Consider the following 447-nt stretch of genomic DNA (forward strand, 5'->3'; position numbering starts at 1 on the left):
TGACAACAGCGCACATGCGCACATTTGAGGTCAATTAAATGTCTGTACAACGCACATTTTCTATCATTAAGCCAAATGCCGTAAAGAAAAATGCTATCGGGGCTATTTATCACCGTTTTGAAAGTGCCGGTTTCCGTATTATTGCCGCCAAAATGCTGCACCTGAGCCGCGAACAGGCGGAAGGTTTCTATGCCGAGCACAAAGGCCGCCCGTTCTTTGATGGTCTGGTGGAATTTATGACTTCCGGGCCGATTATGGTACAGGTTCTGGAAGGGGAAAATGCCGTACAGCGTCACCGTGACCTGATGGGCGCCACCAATCCGGATAACGCACTGGCCGGTACACTGCGTGCTGATTACGCGGACAGCTTCACTGAAAACGCGGTACACGGCTCTGATGCGGAAGAATCCGCCGCCCGTGAAATCGCTTATTTCTTTACTGAAGATG

1 protein-coding gene is annotated in these 447 nt (G+C 50.6%); it reads left to right on the top strand.

Going from position 1 to position 447, the window contains the following annotated elements; all coding sequences use genetic code 11:
• Positions 1-38: 38 nt before the first annotated feature.
• The coding region (ndk, locus tag AAZT04_RS26145; RefSeq protein ID WP_434682338.1) for a nucleoside-diphosphate kinase at positions 39-447 on the top strand (409 nt) is incomplete at its 3' end.

It is taken from the genome of Serratia sp. Je.1.23.a, assembly GCF_051129805.1.
GTDB classification, from domain to species: Bacteria; Pseudomonadota; Gammaproteobacteria; order Enterobacterales; family Enterobacteriaceae; genus Serratia; species Serratia liquefaciens.